Origin of the sequence: Vibrio aestuarianus (assembly GCF_028858425.1) — a bacterium.
In the GTDB taxonomy this organism is placed as follows: domain Bacteria; phylum Pseudomonadota; class Gammaproteobacteria; order Enterobacterales; family Vibrionaceae; genus Vibrio; species Vibrio aestuarianus.
On the sequence record NZ_JAKNYQ010000001.1, the window covers coordinates 691,492 to 711,316 of the forward strand.

The following is a 19,825-nucleotide window of genomic DNA, read 5'->3' on the forward strand; positions in this document are numbered from 1 at the left end:
AAGGTATAGCACAGAATGATAGAAACAACGAAAATAGGCACTCACGGCATTAGGTAAAATGCCAAGAGAGCCTCATTTTAGTACAAGTTATTGATTGGATTGTGGTGGGAAGCAGATGCCTGTTCCGCCTAATCCACAGTAGCCGTTCGGGTTTTTAGCTAAATATTGTTGATGATATGTTTCAGCAAAATAGTAGTGACCCGCTGGTAGAATTTCGGTCGTGATGGCAGCTTTATCATGTTCAGATAAAGCTTGCTGATAGTTTAATTTTGACTGTTCAGCGATTCGTTGTTGCTCGTCGTTAAAGGTGTAAATAGCAGAGCGATATTGAGTGCCCCTGTCATTACCCTGCCGCATCCCTTGAGTTGGATCGTGTTTTTCCCAAAAATGACTGAGTAGTGTTGCTAATGGCAAGCGTTTTGGATCAAAGATAACGCGTACCACTTCTGTGTGCCCTGTTTTCCCGGTACAGACCTCTTCGTATGTTGGGTTGGGCGTAAATCCCCCTGCATAACCAACAGAAGTCGATACAACGCCATCGAGTTGCCAATATAGGCGTTCTGCACCCCAGAAGCAGCCCATGCCAATGAGGATTTGTTGTTCATCATCAGTGGGCTGTGCATTTAAGTTGCTGTTATTCACATAATGAGCAGCATCAATTTCCATTGTGGTATTACGTCCAGGTAGAGCAGTGTCAGCGTTGACCATGGCTTGCTTGTCAAACATAACCTTTCCTTTTATAAACTGATTGATACTTTATTTTTTATTATTGAGTTATTTACTAAGATTAAGACTGAATAATTGACTGATTTCATACAGACGAAAGTTGTTATTGACGGTATGATTTCAATCTATTCAAGATCTGTTAACTCAACTGCGCCCTAATTAAGCATGAGACGAAAATCATTACCAGTGCTATTGACGATGTTACTGCTCTCTACTTCGGTTGATGCGAAAGTGGATTTGGCCATTAATGGCTTGCAAGGAGAGCAAAAAACAAACGTTGATGGTTATCTATCGTCCATCCCACAAAGCGATTATTCGACAGACTTACGTTTTCAATCTCGTTTAGAAAAAAGCATCTCTGAGGCGTTGAGTGCTATAGGCTACTACCATCCTAAATTTGACTTTATCGTTGAGGCTAATGGCCAGAAGTTAGTGGTTAATGTTACCCCCGGTGAAGTGATGACAGTACAAGAGTTTGATGTTGTCATCAGTGGTGAGGCCAAATCTGATCGTGATTTTAGAGAGCTAATTTCTAAAAATGTGTTGCAAGTTGGCGCGCCAATCAACCATGGTCAATACGATACACTGAAATCAGGCATTCGCAATTTGGCGTTGCAGAAAGGCTATTTTAACGGTGATTTTACACTCAGCCGATTGGAAGTTGCACCAGATCTGAACCAAGCATTTGTTCGCCTGCATTTCGACAGTGGGATACGTTATCATTTCGGTGCATCAACCATCACGGGCAGTCAGATTAAAGAAGAGCGAGTTCGCTCACTGCAACCTTACGAGACTGGTGAACCTTATTTGGTGTCTAAGGTTGGCGTATACAACCAAAACCTCTCCAATACCGATTGGTTCTCTTCTGTGTTTGTTGAGCCTGACTTAAGCCAATTAGGTAATGGGCGAGAGGTGCCAATGAAGGTGTCACTTGCTCCACAAGCTCGCAATAAAATTGAAACTGGTCTGGGTTATTCAACCGACGTTGGTGTGCGAGGTTCATTGAAATGGAATAAACCTTGGGTGAATAGTAGAGGTCATAGTTTTGATAGCAGTGTCTCGATTTCTGCGCCTGAGCAAACTATTACTGCCGGTTATAAAATTCCGTTAGAAGATGTGTTGCGTCAGTATTATCGCATTCAGTATGGAATGAAGAATGTCGATAGTCGTGATACTCAAAGTTTAGAATCCAATTTATCTGTTGAACGTCATTGGGAGCTAGATACTGGTTGGCATCGCACACTATTTGTCCGTTATTTGATGGAAAATTATGAACAAGGTTTGCAAAGCGATGTTGGTCATTTTGTATTGCCAGGTGTCACTTACACCCGTACCCGAGTGAGGGGAGGTTCGATGCCCATGTGGGGAGATAAGCAGAGTATCACCTTAGAATACGCAGACCCTAGTCTTGCGTCGGAAACTCGAGTAGCTCGTGTTTTAGCTAGTACAGCTTGGCTGCGGGGTATTGGTCGGAACCATCGTGGTCTATTTCGTCTCGATGGAGGAGCCAATATTACCGATGAGTTCGATAAGCTCTCTCCTTCACTGCGTTTCTTTGCTGGTGGTGACAATAATTTGCGTGGTTATGGCTATGAATCTATTTCACCCAAAGATGCAAGTGGTGCTTTAACTGGGGCCCAATATATTGCGACGACGTCATTGGAATATCAATATCGTGTGGTTGGAGATTGGTGGGGAGCGGCATTTGTGGATTACGGCGATGCTTTTAATGATTCCCCTGAGTGGAAAACTGGTGTTGGTGTAGGCATTCGTTGGGCGTCACCTGTTGGCCCTGTTCGTCTAGATTTTGCTTGGGGGCTTGATTCGGCCCCAGGAGATGAATTTAAATTGCACTTTACGTTGGGGCCTGAATTATGACCAAGGCTATGTTGAAGATAACCAAGTGGATAGCCACGATTTTATCTGTCCTGCTGATGGTATTTCTCATTGCTATTATTGGCTTGTTGTTCACTAATGCAGGATTGAATGTACTGTTGTGGGGGGCGCAACAAGCCGTACCTCAACTGCAAGTCGCTACTACGCAAGGTGCCTTATTTCCACGCTTTACTCTTAATCAAGTGACATTTATCGATGATGACTTACATCTTGATTTGAAAGCCAAAAGAGTAACGTTAGCCGTCAATGCTAATTGTTTATTCGAGCCTGCATTGTGCGTGCAAGAACTTGCGGTCATAGGATTAGACTTTGCTATGCCAGAGTTACCGCCAGAAAGCGATGAGACGCAAGTGGCCGAATCTGAGCCGGTAACCGCCATCTCTACTCCTGTGCCTATTACCATTGGGCGAGTAGTGTTAAACGATATTAAACTGGATATATTGGGCAATAAAATAGCGTGGCAGAGCTTCTCGACCAACGCTTCTATGTTCGGTAATCGTTTAAAAATAGGTAAAACCAGTTGGAATGATCTCCAACTATCATTAGCCCCAAATGAAGCTGAATCAGCAATGCCTACCGCAGCTGAGTCAGAGAGACAACCGATCGTGCTACCGGATGTGACGATCCCACTGCAAGTCGAGCTTATGCGTTTTGACATCAATAATTTCACTCTGCAACAAGCAGAACCTATTGTGGTCAATCATTTAGGTTTAGTGGCGAATGCCTATCAACATAACGTCTCATTAAAAGCGCTAGAGTTGGATCTTCCACTGTTGGTGGCAAACCTAAAAGCAGATGTGAGATTACAAGGCGAGTACCCATTAAATTTATCGTTAAAAAGCACTATTAAACAGGCTGAAGCTAATGGGCAGACTGTTGCTCTCGATGCTTTTGGCAGTGTTAATGATTTAACCCTTGATGCTAAGTTTGGTGGATTGGCGCAAGCGACGCTGCATGCACAATTATCGCCTTTAGATCCTGAACTCCCATTTGATATCGTGTTGGATGATGTACAGGCCCAATGGCCACTCATCGGGCAAGGTGACTATTTTATTTCTGTTCCAACACTGAAAACACAAGGCTCATTGCAGGGGTATAACCTAACCTTGCAGACACAGCTTAAAGGTAAAGATCTACCCGATGTGTCGTTGGATGTGGCAGGAAAAGGGACGTTGGAACAGATTGCTCTTGAATCTTTGTTGGTTGAAACGTTAGGTGGCAGCGTACGTGGTCAAGCGATGGCCAATTGGCAAGCTCCAATCAATTGGCAAGCCGTATTAACCATGCAAGATATTCAGCCCGGTTTACAGTGGTCAGAAGCAGAAGGGGTGATCAGCGGTAAACTGGAAACAAGCGGCGAGTTAACTTCGCAAGGTGGGTGGAAGGTCGCGTTACCGCTTTTAGATATTGATGGGACATTGCGTGATTATCCGCTCAATATTGAAGGTCAACTCGATGCCTCAGATCCTACTGGTAACGGTGAATTTCAAGTATCGACAAGTGGTTTAACGCTCGCTCACGGTCCAAACCAAATAACGGCGAAAGGTGTACTGGATAAGAATTGGCGCATGGGATTGTCTGTCGATTTCCCTGATTTAGCCAAAAGTGTTCCCGATCTTGCTGGTAAATTAATCGGTGATATTCAGTTAGGTGGCGATCTCAAACAACCAAAAATCAAATTGAGATTAGATGCTGATTCTTTAGCGTGGCAAAAAGAAGCCACCTTGCAGCATGTGACTTTACAGGGGGGTGTCATACCGCTACCAACGCCACAAGCCAAAATACGCTTACAAGCTCGTCAACTGGAATACCAACAACACAGTGTTGAAAGTCTGGATCTAAATTTTGCTGGGACTCAGCAGCAACATACCCTGAGCTTAGATATGGTGTCAGATTTACTCTCAACTAGCTTAGCTATCAGTGGTGCTTTTGAAGATAAACCTGCCATGATATGGAAAGGTGCGCTAGATAGCGTGCAGTTTTCTACTCAGCAAGGGCCTTGGGAACTGAATCAAGTTACTCCAATCGTAGTTAATGTAGATAAACAGCAAGCGACGATTGCGGCGCACTGTTGGTTACAAAATGATTCCTCTCTCTGCTTAGATAAAGAGGCGACAGTTGGTCAAAATGGTGCAGCGCAGCTTTCGATTAACCAGTTCGATTTCAAGCAAATTTCCATGTTTGTACCTGCTGAAACTGAAATCCAAGGGCAAGCGGATGCCAATATCACGGCTAAGTGGGCGGAAAATAGCGCTCCTCAAGCACAGGCCACACTGAATTTATCTAAAGGGCATGTCACACAGCACCTCGAACATCCGGTGACGCTTGGCTGGGAAAGTGTGTCGCTGGAAACGAATTTAGATCAAAACAAACTGTTGGCTCAATGGCTACTAGATGTTACGGACAATGGCGATATTTCTGGGCAGTTGACCGTTCCTAATGTCATAGCGAAAGACAAAACAATTGATGGAACGTTAAAACTCTCCACATTCAATCTTGATTTTCTTAAGCCAATTATCGGTGAGTACAGCCAAGTTAAATCAAACATTACCACCGATCTGACATTTAATGGGCCAATGTTACATCCTAAAGTGATCGGTAGCTTAGTTGTCGATGAGATGCTTATCAAGGGAGATATTTCTCCTGTAGATGTCAATTCGGGGCGTTTAGCGGTTGATTTCAATGGTTATCAAGCTGCACTAAACGCAGCAATTCAAACCCCCGATGGTGAACTTGATTTAGTGGGTGATGCAGACTGGCAACGTTTAGAAGATTGGCACGCCAATTTACGAGTATTTGCAGAGGAGTTGATGGTCGACTTACCGCCGATGGTCAAAATTAAAGTGGTTCCCGATATGACGATTAACGTTAAGCCAACTCTTGCAAAGATTACGGGGAATATCAATTTACCGTGGGGTCGAATTTTGGTTGAAGAGTTGCCGTCAAGTGCAGTCAGTGTCTCGAAAGATCAAGTCATTCTTGATGCCTCCTTACAGCCCATTGATGATTTTAACGCTATTCCGTTTAACATCGAAACTGATATTAATATCTCAATTGGTGATGATTTCAAACTCAACGCTTTTGGTTTACAAGGTGGCTTAATCGGTCGTCTGAATGTGGCGCAAAAAGACAAAGGTCCATTCATCACTGGCGAGATTAATATCAAAGATGGTTCATATCGTTCATTTGGGCAGGATCTGGTTATTGAAGAGGGTAAGATCTTAATGAACGGCCCTGCTGACCAACCTTATGTGTCTATCAAAGCGATCCGTAACCCTGACAATACCGCCGATGATGTGATTGCTGGTGTTAAAGTAACAGGTCCTGCTGATGAGCCAGAAGTATCCATTTTCTCTGAACCTGCTATGCCACAAGCAAATGCTTTGTCTTATTTACTACGTGGACAAGACATCGACGGTGAAGCTGGTGGTAACGCAATGACGACTGCTTTGATCGGCTTGAGTTTAGCTAAAAGCGGTCGAGTCGTTGGCGAAATTGGCCAAGCATTTGGTGTACAAGATCTGCAATTAGATACCGCAGGAACAGGCGATGATTCACAAGTGACTGTCAGTGGTTATATTTTACCCGGCTTGCAAGTAAAATATGGAGTGGGCATTTTCAGCTCGGTTGGTGAATTTACGGTGCGTTACCGCTTGATGCAGGATCTTTACTTAGAAGCGGTCTCTGGCCTAGATAGTGCGGTTGATATTTTATATCAGTTTGAGTTTGACTAAGCCTGCTGAGTTCCGAGTTCTTCGGTATGGAAGTGCCGCGAGTTTTAGCCTGTTAGATAAATCTTAACTTACTAGGGAAAGTAAAATGCAGCATTTGGTCTTTGTATATGGCACGTTGCGCCAAGGTGAAAGCAATCATCATTTTTTGCAGTCTGGTCAAATGCTAGGATCCTTTATAACAGCATCTGAATATGCATTGTATGATTTAGGCGCGTATCCTGGTCTTATAAAAGGCCATCAATCGATTACTGGTGAAGTGTATATGATCGATGAAGCAACGCTCAAGCAGCTCGATATTTTAGAAGATGTTCCTGTGGAATATCGACGAGAAATGATTGATACCCCTTTTGGCCGTGCTTGGGTGTATATCTATCAACAAGTCGGTGACTTAAATTCGCAGATTGATTCTGGGGATTGGTGTCAAAGAGTGTGAACTAATTGGTAAGTGAATCCGTATTATTATGGTGTCTGTGTCAAGGAGGTGTTTTATGAAGCCTATTTTGTTACTACTTACATTTGTGTTATTTGGTTGTGCAGTTCAACCAACTCCGACAACATCAGTGAATAGCGATTGGTTGCAATTTGGTAAGGAACAGGGAGAGAGAGGACTATTGAAACTCTCAGTTGAAAAATTAGCCACATCGGATGAGCTTTATCTCGCTTATAGCGACGGATACGAGCAAGGAAGAGCGATGTATTGCCAACAAAATGCTTATATACTTGGGGTTATCGGTAAACCGTACTTGGGTGTGTGTGATAAAGACAATGTATTTTTCCAACAAGATTACATATCGGGTCGTCAATCAACCGCTGGTCGATTCTAGTATCTTCAAGAGCCAGTCACTGCTGGCTCTTGCCTTCCTGATACGCAGCGCTTCACTTACAAATTATTGTTGTGCGCGTTCGTAAGACGATAGAATTTCAGCGCGAGCAGCGGCGGCATCTTCCCAGCCATCCACTTTGACCCATTTTCCGGCTTCTAATTCTTTGTAGCGTTCAAAGAATTGGGTGATTTGTGCTTTCAGTAAAGCAGGTAAGTCGTCTACATCTTGAATATGATCGTACTCTTTGGATAATTTTGAATGAGGCACCGCGACAACTTTTGCGTCCTCTCCAGATTCATCGGTCATTTTCAACACACCCACTGGGCGACAACGAATTACTGAACCAGGCATTAGCGGGTAAGGAGTTGGAACCAAGACATCGACTGGGTCACCATCTAATGACAATGTGTGGTTCACATAACCGTAGTTACATGGGTAGAACATCGGGGCTGACATAAAGCGGTCAACAAACACAGCGCCAGATTCTTTATCTACTTCATATTTGATTGGGTCAGCATTGGCTGGGATCTCAATCACTACGTAAAGATCATCAGGTAATGATTTACCCGCAGGTACGTTGTTTAAGCTCATTTGATATTTCCTTTTCAATTATACCAATCGTAGTAAATAACTGTTCATCCTAGCTGGTTAAAATGCTTGATAACTGCGTTAGAATTTTTGATTGTAGAATAACTACTTATCGAAAAATCCTGCCTTGTTCTCAAGCCTTTTTCCTGCGCTATTTCTGATCACTTATTTACTGTGATTGGTATTACTGGACTTGAATCGCTAAATGTTAATAGAAATAACGTAGATGGTTGCGTTTAAACTGTAGCGGTAAACACGAAATAGTGTAAACCCATAAACAAGAGCTTTGTGCCATTTTTCGATGAGGCTGTCGTAGTGTTACGCTCGCCTACCTGCAACTCCAAATAGTTTGGGTCTCGATGATTTTGGGTAGAAAAAAAGCGCCTGATACTAGGCGCTTGTTCGTCTTGATGATTAATCGCGGTAGCGTTCTATAAACTCTTCTACTTTTCTGACCATGTTTTTTGAGCCGCAGAAAAAAGGAACGCGCTGATGCAATTCTGTTGGTTTGATATCCAAAATACGATTCACACCGTCAGAAGCGATACCGCCAGCTTGTTCAATCAAGAAAGCCATTGGATTACATTCATACAATAAACGTAGCTTACCGTCAGGGTGGCTTTGGGTACTAGGATAGAGATAAACACCGCCTTTCAATAGGTTGCGGTGGAAATCAGAGACTAGCGAACCAATGTAACGTGATGTATAAGGACGATTTTCCTCTGGTACATTCTCTTGACAGTACTTGATGTACTTCTTCACACCGGTTGGAAAACGAATGTAATTCCCTTCATTGATGGAATAGATTTTACCATCTTCAGAAGTCATCATATTTGGATGAGACAAATAGAAGGTGCCCAGTGAAGGGTCATAAGTAAAGCCATTGACTCCATTACCCGTGGTGTAAACCAACATGGTCGATGAGCCGTATACTACATAGCCTGCCGCTACCTGTTTATGGCCCGGTTGCAAGAAGTCTTCTTGTGTCGGTGGAGTGCCGACCGGTGAAACTCGGCGGTAGATAGAGAAAATAGTGCCCACCGATACGTTAACATCGATATTTGATGAGCCATCGAGAGGGTCCATCAACACTACGTATTTGGCATTTTTGTTGAGTTCTTTATTGAATGCAACCGCTTCATCTTCTTCTTCACTCGCGACACCACATACTTGGTCACGAGCCTCTAAAGCCGCTTTAAATTTTTCGTTGGCATAAACATCCAGTTTTTGTTGCTCTTCACCTTGGATATTATCGGTACCAACGGCACCAGTAATATCGACAAGACCCGCTTTATTGATTTCTCGGTTGACTATTTTTGCTGCCAAACGAATAGATGACAAAAGGGATGAAAGATCACCGCTTGCGTGGGGGAAGTCATGTTGTTTCTCAACAATAAACTCGCCAAGGGTGCGAATCTCAGGCATGTTATTTCCTTAACATAGATATTTTTGGGGGTATTTTGTTTCGTCGCCCATCCTCTTACTGGAATGTTGCTCGAAACGGGTGACCCGTTTCATAACGTTCGGGTAACAATGCGATTTTAAAGGTTAGATCTTTTTAATGGTAATGAACTAACAGATTGAGATCTCAATTTGTTTGTCGACTTTTTTGAAGTTGCAAACGAGCTCGCTTTTCTTGGTTGGATGGTGATAATGGGGCAATAACTCACAACGCAATGTGCGAGGCTAGGTTTTATGCATATTCATATTCTTGGGATCTGCGGTACATTTATGGGAGGCGCTGCGGTTTTGGCTCGTCAATTAGGCCATAAAGTCACGGGTAGTGATGCCAATGTATACCCCCCAATGAGCACTTTATTAGAGTCTCAAGGTATTGAGATTATCGAAGGGTTTGATCCTGTCCAATTAGAGCCAAAGCCAGATCTGGTGGTGATTGGCAATGCGATGAGCCGTGGTAACCCTTGTGTTGAATATGTGCTGAATAACAACCTGCGCTATACCTCTGGCCCCCAATGGTTACAAGAGTTCTTACTGCATGATCGCTGGGTTCTGGCGGTATCTGGAACACATGGTAAAACCACGACTTCCAGTATGCTCGCGTGGATTTTAGAAGCGTGCGGTTACCAACCGGGATTCTTGGTCGGCGGGGTGCTAGGTAACTTTGGCATTTCTGCCCGTTTAGGTGATAGCATGTTTTTTGTAGTGGAAGCCGACGAATATGACAGTGCTTTTTTCGATAAGCGTTCTAAGTTTGTTCACTACCACCCTAGAACCTTGGTTATGAATAATCTTGAGTTTGATCATGCTGATATTTTTGATGATCTTGAAGCGATCAAGCGTCAATTTCATCATTTAGTGCGTACAGTTCCGGGAAATGGTCGTATCTTTGCACCTCAACAAGATAGCGCATTATCGGATGTTTTAGCTCGTGGCTGTTGGAGCGAAACCGAGTTCACGGGTGAACAAGGTGAATGGAAGGCAGAGAAAATTATCCGTGATGGTTCTCAATTTAACGTTTTCTTGCGCAATGAATTAGTGGGCACAGTCAAATGGGATCTTGTTGGTGATCACAATGTCGATAATGCCTTAATGGCGATTGGCGCTGCGCGTCACGTTGGTGTCACCCCTGATCTTGCTTGTGAAGCGTTATCTAAGTTCATTAATACCAAACGTCGTTTAGAGCTCAAAGGCGAAGTGAATGAGATTAGCGTTTTTGATGATTTTGCTCATCACCCAACGGCGATTGAACTTACCTTGGGCGGTTTACGTAACAAGGTTGGCGATAAGAAAATTATCGCAGTTTTAGAGCCACGTTCGGCGACAATGAAGTTGGGCGTACATAAACAAACCTTGGCGGCATCGTTGCAACAAGCGGACTCCGTTTATCTCTATCAGCCTAATAATATTCCTTGGTCGGTGCAGGATGTTGCAGACCAATGCTCACAACCTGCGTATGTCAATGATGATATTGATGCTTTCGTGGCGCAAATCGCTCATGAAGCTAAGCCGGGTGACCAAATATTGGTGATGAGTAATGGTGGTTTTGAAGGTATTCATAACAAGTTACTGCTTGCTCTGAAGCAAGTCATCTAATATCAGTCGCACAAATGAAATAGAGCTATGACAACAAAACAGAAAACTATCACATTGGCTTTTACTGGCGCTTCAGGGGCTCCTTACGGGCTGCGTTTACTTGAGTGCTTGCTTGCCGCAGATTACCAAGTTTATTTGCTGATCTCATCCGCGGCGCGGGTTGTGCTGGCGACAGAACATGGTTTGAAGTTACCTAGTGGGCCTGAAGCTGCGAAAGCGGCATTGGTTGAACATCTTCATTGTGACGCTGATAAGTTGATTGTTTGCGGTAAAGAAGACTGGTTTTCTCCCGTAGCTTCTGGTTCTGCTGCGCCAAAACAGATGGTGGTGTGTCCTTGCTCTGCAGGCAGTGTGGCCGCGATTGCTCATGGTATGTCGGATAATTTGATCGAACGCGCTGCCGATGTGGTCATGAAAGAGCGTGGACAACTGTTGCTGGTGGTACGCGAAACCCCATTCTCAACTTTGCATCTTGAAAATATGCTCAAACTGTCGCAAATGGGGGTAACGATTATGCCCGCTGCGCCGGGGTTCTATCATCAACCCCAATCCATCGAGGATTTAGTCGACTTTATGGTTGCCCGTATTTTGGATCATCTGGGGGTTGAACAAGGTTTAGTTCCGCGTTGGGGATACGATCAACGCGGTGCATAGTTTGCTGAAGTGTAGAAGGTTGTTAGTGATGTAGAGAGTAGCTTATTCGAGCAATTGCAATTACAATCCACCTTACTCAACGGGGAGCAAATCATTCATTTAGTGAATGAAGCTGAGATCAAGTGCGAGCTTGGGACCCGTAAACCTGAACCAGATAATGCTGGCGTAGGAATTGGGTTAGGATTTCAGAATAGGAATAACGGAATATTCTCATCCTCCTCAAGCCTGTGCCGCTCAACCAAGGAGAGCGACCAGTGAAAACCACTTTAAGTGCTATTGCACTTGCTACCATCACCTCTTTCTCAGTGCATGCTGCTGAAAACACGTTAACCGTATATACCTACGATTCTTTTGCTGCCGATTGGGGCCCAGGTCCTGCAATTGAAAAAGCATTTGAAGCACAATGTGGCTGTGATATTAACTTTGTCGCGCTTGATGATGGCGTATCTATTCTTAACCGCTTACGTCTTGAAGGTAACAATACTAAAGCTGATATCGTACTCGGTTTGGATAACAACCTGATGGCAGAAGCCAAGAAGACGGGGCTACTCACCACACACAGTGTTGATACCAGTAACGTAACCTTACCGAATGGTTGGAGCGATGATACGTTCGTGCCATACGATTATGGTTATTTTGCTTTTGTTTACAACAAAGAGAAGATGACTAACCCACCGAAAAGCTTAAAAGAACTGGTTGAACAACGTGATGATTTGAAAGTCATTTATCAAGATCCACGCACTTCAACACCAGGACAAGGCTTATTGCTGTGGATGAAAACCGTCTACGGTGATGATGTAAGTGAAGCTTGGCAAAAGTTAGCGAAGAAAACCGTGACGGTGACTAAAGGTTGGTCGGAAGCATATTCGATGTTTTTAGAAGGTGAGTCTGATCTGGTACTGTCTTATACCACATCTCCGGCTTACCATTTAATTGCTGAAAATGATAACAAATACGCGACAGCCGATTTTACCGAAGGTCATTACATGCAAGTGGAAGTCGCTGCAAAAGTGAAAGGTACTGCAAACGAGAAATTGGCTGATGAGTTCATGCAGTTTATTTTAAGTGATCAATTCCAATCGGTAATCCCAACCGGAAACTGGATGTATCCAGTCACATCGGTTGAGTTGCCTAAAGGGTTTGAAACTCTCAACGTACCACAAAAAGCACTTACATTTAGCGCGCAAGAGGTGTCTGAAATGCGTAAGCCGTGGATACGAGAATGGCAAAACGCATTAACATTTTAAGGCTATATAAGCTTAAATTAAGGTCACATAAGGTTTGAATTCGATTCCTAAAATCGGCATTGGGGTCGCGATCGTGGTCGCGACCTTTGTTATTTGTGCGCTTGCTGCACTGCTGCTACACGCGCCGAGTCTCAATGTGTTGCAAGTATGGCATGACCCTTATTATCGTCATGTTACCCTGTTCAGTTTTTACCAAGCTTCACTCTCAATGTTGCTCAGTGTGGGATTGGCGATTCCTGTGGCACATGCCTTTTACCGCCGCCGCTTTTGGGGGCGCGATTTGATCCTCAAACTGTTTGCCACAACCTTAGTGCTTCCGGTACTGGTAGGGGTCTTTGGTTTGTTGGCTATCTATGGCAATAGCGGCGTATTAGCTTCGTTGCTGGCATGGTTTGATACAAAATTGCCGTTTTCCATCTACGGTTTAAACGGGATTTTACTGGCTCACCTGTTCTTTAACCTTCCTTATGCCAGCCGTTTGTTGCTGCAAGCGTTAGAAACAATTCCAGCAGAACAACATAAGCTGTGCGCGCATCTCGGTATGAGCCACTGGCATCAGTTTAAATGGGTTGAATGGCCACGTTTAAGACAACAGCTTCCGCATGTGTGTGGCCTGGTGTTTATGCTTTGCTTTACCAGTTTTGCTACGGTAATGGCGTTAGGTGGTGGACCAAAATCAACCACTATAGAGCTGGCTATCTACCAAGCGATTAAGTTTGATTTTGATCTGCAAGCTGGTGCGTTATTAGCTTTATGGCAAATGCTGTTATGCAGTGTGCTATATCTTTCTATTTCTCGACTGGCAAAGCCTTTGGCGATAAGTGCAGGCCGCAAGCCTGTCGACTATGTAGTGAGCCGAGATAGCCGAAAAGCGAAATATTGGGATGCTGCGTGGATCCTCCTATCGTTACTTTTAGTGCTTCCGCCATTGATGATGGTGGTGCTGAGCGGTTTGAATGCGCAGCTTTTTAGTGTGCTGAGTGACGAAAAGTTTTGGCAGGCGCTATTGGCTTCGTTACAAGTGGCGTCATTGGCGAGTATGGTAGCAGTTTGCGCTGGGGTGGCCATTTTAATTACCACCCGCGTTTGGCGTTTAAAGCTGCGTAATCGCCGAGCCGATCATCTTGAATTAGTGGGCACTATTATTTTGGTCACTCCTGGGCTGGTGATTAGCACTGGGCTGTTTTTGTTACTACGAACGTTCACCGATGCTTTTAGTATGGCGTATTGGGTGGTGCTGCTGGTGAATGGCTTAATGGCATTGCCTTATGTGTTGAAAACATTAGCCCAGCCAATGCTGCATAGCGCGCAGCAATACCAACTGCTGTGTGCCAGCCTTGGTATGAAAGGTTGGCAGCGTTTTAAAGTGATTGAACTCAGAGCATTAAGAAAACCTCTGGCTCATGCTTTTGCGATCAGCTTTTTGGTCTCAATGGGGGATTTAAGTGCCATTGCACTTTTTGGTAGCCAAGAATTTAGAACTCTACCGCTTTATCTATTCCAATTGCTAGGCAGTTATCAAATGCAGGCGGCAGCAGTGGTTTCTCTCGCTCTATTGGTGTTGAGTGTCGGTTGTTTTGCCATTATCGAACGCTTATTTAGCGTCAACTCAAGAGGTCGTTAATGTTAGTACTAAAAGATGTGCAATATGAGTATCAACAGGAATGGTTCGAGTTTTCACTGACGGTGCCGCGAGGAGCGATAGTGTCCTTAATGGGGCCTAGTGGTGCAGGTAAATCGACTTTATTGAGTTTGGTGGCGGGGTTTATTGAGCCGAGTCGTGGCGAGATTGAAGTAAGCGCTCAATCGGTGTTAGGTAAAGCGCCTCACTTACGGCCATTTTCTATGCTATTTCAAGAGCATAATTTATTTATGCATCTTACTGTGCGCGAAAATATTGGTCTTGGGTTACACCCCGGTTTGAAGTTATCTGCTGAGCAACAGCTTTTGATAGAGCAAGCGGCACAACAGGTGGGAATTGCGAGTCTGTTGGAGCGTTTGCCGGAGCAGCTTTCTGGTGGTCAACGTCAGCGCGTAGCATTAGCACGTTGTTTTGTTCAATCTCACCCGATATGGTTGCTGGATGAGCCGTTTTCAGCGCTGGATCCTCTACTGAGAGAGGAGATGCTCGCGCTAGTTAAGCTACTAGCCACTGAGCGGAAGATTACTGTCGTAATGGTAACGCACCATGTCAGCGATGCAAAAGCGATAGCCAGTCATTTTGCGTTTATGGCGCAAGGAAAGGTATTAGTCTGTGGTGAGATTACTGAGCTTTCTGCGCAGCATTCGCATCCCTTACTGAGCGATTTTGTGCGGGCAGGGCAATAGCCTAAGTGATTGACCGAAATAAAAAACCTCGCATTGTCGCGAGGTTTTTTTAACGTAAAGCAGACTAGAACTTAAAAAGATTCGTCGTTGTGCTCTTTCAATATTTGGAAGATTTCACGCGACGCTTTTGGTGGCTTATTGTTTGCTTTTTCTTTGTTAGCTTGACGTGTTAATTGACGTAAGCGTTGACGATCCATTTCAGGGTAAAGCTCTAGAGCATCTTCGATGGCACTATCACCTTGCTCAACAATACGGTCACGCAGTTGCTCTAGCTTATGCAATACAGCGGTATTTTGTGAGTGCTTATTGCGTAATTTATCCAGTGCGGCTTGAATTGGCTCTGGATCGATCGTACGCATCATCTTACCAATGAATTGCAACTGACGACGACGTGCTTCCATATTGAAGCGTTGTGCATCTTTAACTGCATCCATTAGATCTTCAGACATTGGGATCTTCTTCAGTTGAGATGGTTTCAGCTCAACTAACTCTTCACCAAGCTTTTGCAGCTCAATCATGTCATTTTTCATTTCGGTTTTGCTAACCCAAATGATCTCCTCTTCTTCTTCCCAAGGAGCTTTTTGATTCTTACGCGCCATATTCTTCATCTATTGAGTTATGTATGTCTGCTATTTTAGCAAGAATCGTGGGGAGAAAGCGAAATTCTTGTTATCCTAACGACATTGATTGCTAAATAAAGATGAAATATGGACGTAAAACAGCAAGTCGCTCAGCAACGTGTTGAGCTTGAAGCTGCGGTTGCCAAAGCTTTAGAGCTAGCTGCCGTGAGTTCTGATGCCGCCGAAGTGGCGATTACCAAAAGCACAGGCTTAAGTGTCTCTACTCGCATGTGCGAAGTCGAGAACGTTGAATTTAATAGTGATGGTGCTTTGGGTATCACTGTTTATCGTGGTCAACGCAAGGGCAGTGCATCAACATCTGATTTAAGTGAAAAAGCAATTCAACAAACGGTTGCCGCTGCGCTTGATATTGCGCTATTCACATCAGAAGACCCGTTTGCTGGGCCGGCACCCAAAGAATTAATGGTGCAGAATATTCCAGATTTGGATCTGTTTCACCCTGATGAGCCAAACCCTGACATGGCGGCAAAAATTGCCATTGCCGCAGAAGAAAAAGCGTTAGCTTACAGCAGCAAAATTAAGCAAAGTGATGGCGCAAGCTATGATAGCCATTACGGTGTCAAAGTATACGGTAACAGCCATGGTCTATTGGCCAGTTATGCATCAAGCCGTCACAGCATCAGTTGTTGTGTGATTGGTGAAGGTAAAAATGGTGAGATGGAACGTGATTACAGCTACACCGTTGCTCGTCACCGTGATGACTTATGGGCACCAGAACTTGTCGGTCAACAAGCGGCAGAGAAAACCATTAGTCGTTTGGATGCGCAAAAGCTGAAAACAGGCAAAGTGCCAGTGATGTTCGCTGCTGATGTTGCCACCGGTTTGGTTGGGCATTTAGTGATGGCGATCAGTGGTGGTAACTTGTACCGTAAATCTTCATTCTTACTCGATAAACTGGGCGAAAAAATCCTGCCAGATTGGTTTAATATTGCTGAAAAACCGCATGTGCTGCGCGGCTTGGCATCAAGCCCATTTGATAGTGAAGGGGTCTTTACTCAAGATCGCCAAATCATTACTGACGGTGTGTTATCGACCTATTTACTGAGTAGCTACGCGGCTCGTAAAATGAACATGACGCCAACTGGTCATGCTGGTGGCATTCATAATTGGTTTGTGAAATCGACAGGCCAGAGTTTTGAACAGATGCTCAAAGAGCTAGGTACAGGTTTATTGGTTACTGAAGTAATGGGTCAAGGTGTTAATACGGTTACTGGTGATTATTCACGTGGTGCAGCTGGTTTTTGGGTTGAAAATGGTGAAATTAAGTACCCAGTTTCTGAGATCACGATTGCAGGTAATCTCAAAGATATGTTCAACCAAATCGTGGCGGTTGGTAGTGATGTTGAAACTCGCTCGCAGATCCAAACGGGTTCGATTTTGCTTGAATCGATGAAGATTGCCGGTGAGTAATCGCGGATAAAAAAACAAAAAGCTTGGTATTTCGACCAAGCTTTTTTTGTGGGTGAATTTGATGATTACATCAAAACGGTGGCTAACCCTAAAAACACCGATAAACCAATCACATCCGTTACGGTTGTTAATGCCATGCCACCTGCAAGAGCGGGGTCAATTTTCATCTTCTTCAGTAAGATTGGAATGGTCACGCCAGCAATACCTGCAATCAATAAGTTGGTCATCATCGCCGCCGAAATTATTCCTCCAAGCAGCCAATTACCTTTCCAAACGATGACAATGCCACCAATGATTGAAGCCCAAAGCACCCCGTTTAAGAAACCGATCGCGGCTTCCTTAAACAGCAATTCTCGTTTATTACTGTCACCGATATGACCGAGTGCTAAACCACGAATCACCAAGGCAACGGTCTGATTACCCGCAACGCCACCCATCGAAGGAACAATAGTCATTAACACAGCAATTGCTGCCATTTGTTCAAGAGTTGCTTCAAACATATTAGAAACAGAAGCGGCTGCCAGTGCTGCCAATACATTGGCTCCGAGCCAAATACTGCGCTTACGTGCTGACTTAACCACAGGAGCGAAGGTATCTTCATCATCATTCATACCGGCCATACTCATCATCGAGTGTTCGGCATCCTCACGAATGACGTCGACCACGTCATCGATGGTAATACGACCGACAAGGTGTTGGTTTTCATCAACAACTGGCGCTGATACCCAGTTACGACGTTCAAACAGGCTCGCCACGTCAGAATCACTAGTATTCACCGAGATGGCTTCATCGGCATCGTCCATCACCTCACTAACCTTAACGTCTGGCTGCGAGGTTAATAGGGTGATGAGAGATAAGTGGCCAATCAGTTTGCGATCTTCATCGATAACATAAAGTGCATCAGTACTTTCTGGTAATTCTGTGTGCATACGCAAATAGCGCAGTACTACATCAATATCGACGTCACCACGAATGGTAATTACGTCGGTATTCATTAAGCCACCGGCAGTATCTTCAGAATATGAGAGCGCCGTTTCGACACGTTCACGATCGGCGCTATCCATTTGTGAAAGAACTTCACGAGATAGGTTATCAGGTAAGCTACGTAAGACGTACGCAACGTCATCGGTATCCATACCTTCGGTGGCTTCAGCGAGTTTTTCCGGAGCCATTTTCGATACTAAAGCATCTTTGACGTCTTCGTTTAGCTCGTCGAGAATTTCACCATAATCTTCGGGATCGGTCAGTTGCCACAGTACTTCACGACTTTTACGCGGTGAGGCTTCTAACAGGTGAGCAATATCTTCTGGCTCCATGTCCTGGAGTTGACGACGGACATGGACAAAACGACCATTTTCTAGCGCTTCGCTGACTTCTTGGAGGGTAAGGTGAGCTTGATCAAATTCAATTTGCTCGGCCATGGTTTCCCCCTACTTGGTATTCTTACAATGTGTTGAATAGTAACTTAATTCTAGGCCTTATTTAATAAGTTCTTATTAAGCGCTGAATTTATTTTTGTTTGGAAAGGGTGAATCATGGTGAGGGATACAAAATAGTGAGTCCGAGTTACTTATTCATCTTCATCAAATTTATGCTCAATTAAAGAACTGACGGCTTCCAGTGCTTGCTCCGCTTGTGAGCCTTCTGCGCTGACGGTTATCGGTTGTCCTTGAGCCGATTCTAGCATCAATAACCCCATAACGCTGTCGGCGGTGGCTTCTTTGCCTTCTTGATTTTTGAGTGTTACAACAGCATCAAAAGATTGAGACAGTTCGACCAGCTTTACTGCCGCACGAGCATGGAGACCTAAACGATTTTGGATTAAAACAGTTTTACTCAGTAGCGGCATGCGATCAGTCCTGCTGTTTTTCTAAGGAAGTGTGGCGGATCTGTACCTGATGACCTAATTGAGAGAAATATTCCCCAAGCTGTTGTGTCAGATACACAGAACGATGTTTACCACCAGTACAACCTATGGCAATGGTCAAATAGCTACGGTTATTTTTTTCTAGCATAGGCAGCCAGTATTCAACGAATTTCTGGATTTGCTGTTTAAGCTCCATCACTTCACTGTGACCTTCAAGAAAAGACTTGATAGGGGCATCTAAACCTGTGAGTGGCCTGAGTGCGGGTTCCCAATGTGGGTTTGGTAAGAATCGCACATCAAACACATAATCAGCATCACTCGGTAAACCATATTTAAAGCCGAAAGATTGAAACACCATGACTAAATCTTTTCGCTCACGCCCTTCAATGCGCATGCGAACGGTTTCGCTTAACTCGTGTAAAGATTGATTACTGCTATCAAGAACTAAATCTGCTTGTTCTTTTAGTGGTGCAAGTAACTCTTTCTCTAGCTCAATGGCCTGAGCTAAAGATGGTTTATTTGAGTTGAGTGACAGCGGGTGAATACGACGTGTTTCACTGTAGCGTTTTAATAAGGTTTCTTTGCTCGCATCGAGAAATAGAACACTGACATCGTTATTTTGTTTAAGCTTCTCTAACACATCGCTGACTAGAGTCGGCTCTTGGGGAAGGTTGCGGATATCAATGCTCACCGCCACATTTTGTTTGCTATCTTGGACGGCTTGAATAAAGGGATCTAACAAGTTTACTGGCAGGTTGTCGACACAGTAGTAGCCGAGATCTTCCAATACACGTAGTGCAACACTTTTACCTGCGCCAGATTGACCACTGACAACGATTAAACGCATAGTTTTGGG

General features: G+C 44.2%; 17 protein-coding genes and 1 riboswitch. Of the genes, 10 read left to right on the plus strand and 7 right to left on the minus strand.

Annotated elements, in window-relative coordinates; translation table 11 throughout:
• Window positions 1-87: 87 nt before the first annotated feature.
• Window positions 88-726: a peptide-methionine (S)-S-oxide reductase MsrA gene (msrA, locus tag MCT08_RS03375; protein ID WP_274672825.1), complete on the minus strand. Its 639-nt coding sequence runs from the start codon at window positions 724-726 to the stop codon at window positions 88-90.
• A gap of 165 nt (window positions 727-891) precedes the next feature.
• On the opposite strand from msrA, the gene tamA reads away from it, so the two are divergent.
• The 4 genes from tamA (at window position 892) to MCT08_RS03395 (ending at window position 7,180) form a co-directional block, all read left to right on the plus strand.
• Window positions 892-2,604: an autotransporter assembly complex protein TamA gene (gene tamA, locus MCT08_RS03380; protein WP_274677891.1), complete on the plus strand. Its 1,713-nt coding sequence runs from the start codon at window positions 892-894 to the stop codon at window positions 2,602-2,604.
• On the plus strand, window positions 2,601-6,356 hold the full coding sequence (gene tamB / locus MCT08_RS03385; RefSeq protein ID WP_274677892.1) for an autotransporter assembly complex protein TamB: 3,756 nt from the start codon (window positions 2,601-2,603) through the stop codon (window positions 6,354-6,356). The genes tamA and tamB overlap by 4 nt, the downstream gene beginning before the upstream one ends.
• A gap of 85 nt (window positions 6,357-6,441) precedes the next feature.
• A complete protein-coding gene (locus tag MCT08_RS03390) occupies window positions 6,442-6,789 on the plus strand; it encodes a gamma-glutamylcyclotransferase family protein (RefSeq protein WP_053309485.1) in 348 nt (115 codons plus the stop codon).
• 55 nt (window positions 6,790-6,844) lie between these two features.
• Window positions 6,845-7,180, plus strand: a complete 336-nt coding sequence (locus tag MCT08_RS03395; protein ID WP_053309484.1) for a DUF2799 domain-containing protein — start codon at window positions 6,845-6,847, stop codon at window positions 7,178-7,180.
• Between the two features lie 63 nt (window positions 7,181-7,243).
• Here the strand turns inward: MCT08_RS03395 and ppa are convergent, their stop codons facing one another.
• Both ppa and fbp read right to left on the minus strand, forming a co-directional pair.
• The gene (ppa, locus tag MCT08_RS03400) at window positions 7,244-7,771 is read right to left on the minus strand and encodes an inorganic diphosphatase (protein ID WP_053309483.1); all 528 of its coding nucleotides are present in this window, start codon (window positions 7,769-7,771) and stop codon (window positions 7,244-7,246) included.
• Window positions 7,772-8,182: 411 nt separating this feature from the next.
• Window positions 8,183-9,193, minus strand: a complete 1,011-nt coding sequence (gene fbp / locus MCT08_RS03405; protein ID WP_053309482.1) for a class 1 fructose-bisphosphatase — start codon at window positions 9,191-9,193, stop codon at window positions 8,183-8,185.
• A gap of 270 nt (window positions 9,194-9,463) precedes the next feature.
• Here fbp and mpl point away from each other — a divergent pair, with 270 nt between their 5' ends.
• From mpl to thiQ, 5 genes are all read left to right on the plus strand, one after another.
• The gene (mpl, locus tag MCT08_RS03410) at window positions 9,464-10,822 is read left to right on the plus strand and encodes a UDP-N-acetylmuramate:L-alanyl-gamma-D-glutamyl-meso-diaminopimelate ligase (RefSeq protein WP_172531845.1); all 1,359 of its coding nucleotides are present in this window, start codon (window positions 9,464-9,466) and stop codon (window positions 10,820-10,822) included.
• A 27-nt stretch (window positions 10,823-10,849) separates the two neighbouring features.
• Window positions 10,850-11,476, plus strand: coding sequence for a flavin prenyltransferase UbiX (locus tag MCT08_RS03415; RefSeq protein WP_053309480.1), 627 nt, complete (start codon window positions 10,850-10,852; stop codon window positions 11,474-11,476).
• A gap of 70 nt (window positions 11,477-11,546) precedes the next feature.
• A riboswitch (TPP riboswitch) is annotated at window positions 11,547-11,665 on the plus strand.
• 65 nt (window positions 11,666-11,730) lie between these two features.
• Entirely contained in the window at window positions 11,731-12,723 is a 993-nt protein-coding gene (thiB, locus tag MCT08_RS03420) for a thiamine ABC transporter substrate binding subunit (RefSeq protein ID WP_274677893.1), read from the plus strand.
• Window positions 12,724-12,757: 34 nt separating this feature from the next.
• Window positions 12,758-14,347 carry a thiamine/thiamine pyrophosphate ABC transporter permease ThiP gene (thiP, locus tag MCT08_RS03425; RefSeq protein ID WP_274677894.1) on the plus strand — a complete coding sequence of 530 codons (1,590 nt, stop codon included), beginning with the start codon at window positions 12,758-12,760 and terminating at the stop codon, window positions 14,345-14,347.
• On the plus strand, window positions 14,347-15,051 hold the full coding sequence (gene thiQ / locus MCT08_RS03430; protein WP_176312856.1) for a thiamine ABC transporter ATP-binding protein: 705 nt from the start codon (window positions 14,347-14,349) through the stop codon (window positions 15,049-15,051). The genes thiP and thiQ overlap by 1 nt, the downstream gene beginning before the upstream one ends.
• A gap of 71 nt (window positions 15,052-15,122) precedes the next feature.
• On the opposite strand, the gene yjgA is transcribed toward thiQ, so the two are convergent.
• Entirely contained in the window at window positions 15,123-15,650 is a 528-nt protein-coding gene (gene yjgA / locus MCT08_RS03435; RefSeq protein ID WP_272956757.1) for a ribosome biogenesis factor YjgA, read from the minus strand.
• 108 nt (window positions 15,651-15,758) lie between these two features.
• Between yjgA and pmbA the strand changes: the two genes are divergently transcribed.
• Window positions 15,759-17,102: a metalloprotease PmbA gene (gene pmbA, locus MCT08_RS03440; protein WP_168520914.1), complete on the plus strand. Its 1,344-nt coding sequence runs from the start codon at window positions 15,759-15,761 to the stop codon at window positions 17,100-17,102.
• Window positions 17,103-17,167: 65 nt separating this feature from the next.
• Here the strand turns inward: pmbA and mgtE are convergent, their stop codons facing one another.
• From mgtE to rapZ, 3 genes are all read right to left on the minus strand, one after another.
• Window positions 17,168-18,523, minus strand: coding sequence for a magnesium transporter (gene mgtE / locus MCT08_RS03445; RefSeq protein ID WP_274677895.1), 1,356 nt, complete (start codon window positions 18,521-18,523; stop codon window positions 17,168-17,170).
• Between the two features lie 149 nt (window positions 18,524-18,672).
• Window positions 18,673-18,951 carry an HPr family phosphocarrier protein gene (locus MCT08_RS03450; RefSeq protein ID WP_053309473.1) on the minus strand — a complete coding sequence of 93 codons (279 nt, stop codon included), beginning with the start codon at window positions 18,949-18,951 and terminating at the stop codon, window positions 18,673-18,675.
• A 4-nt stretch (window positions 18,952-18,955) separates the two neighbouring features.
• On the minus strand, window positions 18,956-19,816 hold the full coding sequence (rapZ, locus tag MCT08_RS03455; RefSeq protein WP_053309472.1) for an RNase adapter RapZ: 861 nt from the start codon (window positions 19,814-19,816) through the stop codon (window positions 18,956-18,958).
• Window positions 19,817-19,825 lie beyond the last annotated feature (9 nt).

Excerpts from the sequence above, each read along its gene's own strand:
- MCT08_RS03390 (WP_053309485.1), top strand. The coding sequence starts at position 6,442 with ATGCAGCATTTGGTCTTTGTATATGGCACGTTGCGCCAAGGTGAAAGC.
- mpl (WP_172531845.1), top strand. The coding sequence starts at position 9,464 with ATGCATATTCATATTCTTGGGATCTGCGGTACATTTATGGGAGGCGCT.
- tamA (WP_274677891.1), top strand. The coding sequence starts at position 892 with ATGAGACGAAAATCATTACCAGTGCTATTGACGATGTTACTGCTCTCT.
- pmbA (WP_168520914.1), top strand. The coding sequence starts at position 15,759 with ATGGACGTAAAACAGCAAGTCGCTCAGCAACGTGTTGAGCTTGAAGCT.
- rapZ (WP_053309472.1), bottom strand. The coding sequence starts at position 19,816 with ATGCGTTTAATCGTTGTCAGTGGTCAATCTGGCGCAGGTAAAAGTGTT.
- MCT08_RS03415 (WP_053309480.1), top strand. The coding sequence starts at position 10,850 with ATGACAACAAAACAGAAAACTATCACATTGGCTTTTACTGGCGCTTCA.
- ppa (WP_053309483.1), bottom strand. The coding sequence starts at position 7,771 with ATGAGCTTAAACAACGTACCTGCGGGTAAATCATTACCTGATGATCTT.
- mgtE (WP_274677895.1), bottom strand. The coding sequence starts at position 18,523 with ATGGCCGAGCAAATTGAATTTGATCAAGCTCACCTTACCCTCCAAGAA.
- yjgA (WP_272956757.1), bottom strand. The coding sequence starts at position 15,650 with ATGGCGCGTAAGAATCAAAAAGCTCCTTGGGAAGAAGAAGAGGAGATC.
- MCT08_RS03395 (WP_053309484.1), top strand. The coding sequence starts at position 6,845 with ATGAAGCCTATTTTGTTACTACTTACATTTGTGTTATTTGGTTGTGCA.
- msrA (WP_274672825.1), bottom strand. The coding sequence starts at position 726 with ATGTTTGACAAGCAAGCCATGGTCAACGCTGACACTGCTCTACCTGGA.
- tamB (WP_274677892.1), top strand. The coding sequence starts at position 2,601 with ATGACCAAGGCTATGTTGAAGATAACCAAGTGGATAGCCACGATTTTA.
- thiQ (WP_176312856.1), top strand. The coding sequence starts at position 14,347 with ATGTTAGTACTAAAAGATGTGCAATATGAGTATCAACAGGAATGGTTC.
- fbp (WP_053309482.1), bottom strand. The coding sequence starts at position 9,193 with ATGCCTGAGATTCGCACCCTTGGCGAGTTTATTGTTGAGAAACAACAT.
- MCT08_RS03450 (WP_053309473.1), bottom strand. The coding sequence starts at position 18,951 with ATGCCGCTACTGAGTAAAACTGTTTTAATCCAAAATCGTTTAGGTCTC.